Source organism: Streptomyces cupreus (assembly GCF_014257025.1).
In the GTDB taxonomy this organism is placed as follows: domain Bacteria; phylum Actinomycetota; class Actinomycetes; order Streptomycetales; family Streptomycetaceae; genus Streptomyces; species Streptomyces cupreus.
Genome location: NZ_JACMSF010000158.1, coordinates 1 through 1,672 on the forward strand (window position 1 = coordinate 1; position 1,672 = coordinate 1,672).

Genomic DNA, 1,672 nt, shown 5'->3' on the forward strand with positions numbered 1-1,672 from the left:
AGGCCGGGCGGCACCTGTTCGCTATGCGGTGGCCGGGGCGAGTTGCCAACTGCCGCCAGTGTGGGTGAGTCCGAGGTTGATGAGTCGGCGGAGGTTGAGGGCGGCTGCTCGGGTGTGGAGCCAGGTGTTGTTGGCGATGGTTCCGCGGTAGCGCAGGCGGCGGTTGCCGTGGTGGACGAGCCAGGCGACGGCGCGTTCGACCGGTGGTCGCCAGCGCCGGTAGTCGGCCTGCCATGCGGGATCGTTCATGGCTTGGTGGCGGGCAGCGGCTTGGAGGTCGTGGTGCGGGCGGATGGTCAGAACGCGTCCGGCCTTGGCCTTGGTGCACCGCTCGCGCAGCGGGCAGCCGGTGCACAGGTCCTTGAAAGAGGCGGTGCGTTGGTCGTGCCGGCCGCTGGGTGCCGAGAGCGGGACGGTGTGGCCGGCGGGGCAGGTCACCAGGTCGGCGGCGGTGTCGATGGCGAAGTCGTCGAGGGTGAAGCCGCTCGGGACGGCGGGCCGTAACGGGGCGGGTTTGAGGAACAACCGGTGACCTGCGTGGTCGAGGCTGTGGCGGGCGTCGCCGGTGGAGTAGGCGGTGTCGCCGAAGACGTCGAGCGGGATGTCCTCGTCGGCGAGCAGGGCCAGGCCGACGGCTGCCTCGTGGTGTTCGGGCCCGGCCCCGGGGGTGAGGGCGACGGCGGTGTATAACCCGGTCTCCGGCTCGATCGCGAGGTGGGCTTTGTAGCCGTCCTGCTGGTGGGTGCGGGTTTTGTGGACGTGGCGGGATTCGGGATCCACGGTGGAGATCGTCCGGTCGTAGGCGGTGCCGCGGGTGATGCGCCAGCGCCCGTCGCGGCCGTCGGAGTCCTCGGCCGGCTCCACGTCCTGCCCGGCGACCAGGGCCAGCAGGCCGACCGCGTTCGCCGCCTTCTCACCCAGTTCCTGCTCGGGCAGATGCCCCAGCAGCCTGAGCCCGTCGCCGACCAGGGCGTCGACGAGATCAGCGCGGGCCTGTTCGTCGTTCCAGGCGATGCGGGGCTTGCCGGGATCGGTGTAGTTGTGAGCGGTGCACTGCACGGCCACCACCTCGGCCGCGCCGGGGACCTCGCGGATCACCGCGCGGATGGCGGCGATGATCTGGGTGACGGTGTCCTGGGTGGCGACCGCGTCGTCCAGCACCGTGGAGTCCAGCGCCCGCCGGTGCTTGCCCTTGAGGACAACGGTGGCCTGCACGACCTCCCGCACGGCCTCGAACACGCGGTTCGGGCGCACCGAGCGGGCCAGACGGCGACGGAAGTAGGCCAGCAGCGACGGGTCGAACGCCATATCGTGCAGGCCCAGCCCGCATGCGGCCTTCCACCGCAGGTCGCACCGCAGTTCCTGGACCGTCTCGAAGTCCGACAGTCCGTGCAGGGCCTGCAGCGTGATCGCCGCGGCCAGGATCTGCGGCGGCATGCTCGGTCGTCCGTTCGCCGACGGGTACATGTCCGCGAACATCTCCGCCGGGAACAGCACACCACGGTGCTCGGCCAGGAACGCGAACACACTCCCTGCCGGGATCAACTCCCGGCAGGTCTCCCACACATCCGGCCCGACCGTCTCCCCGGCCCATTCCCCCATCACCACAAAACGAGTCTGGCCCCGCCGCTCACGCGGTGGGGCCAGAACCCCAAGATCTTCATGAGCCTTC

1 protein-coding gene is annotated in these 1,672 nt (G+C 70.6%); it reads right to left on the bottom strand.

Annotated elements, in window-relative coordinates:
* Positions 1-21: 21 nt before the first annotated feature.
* Positions 22-1,602 (bottom strand): IS1182 family transposase, encoded by a 1,581-nt coding sequence (locus H4N64_RS44060; RefSeq protein ID WP_186288243.1) that lies wholly within the window; start codon positions 1,600-1,602, stop codon positions 22-24.
* Positions 1,603-1,672 lie beyond the last annotated feature (70 nt).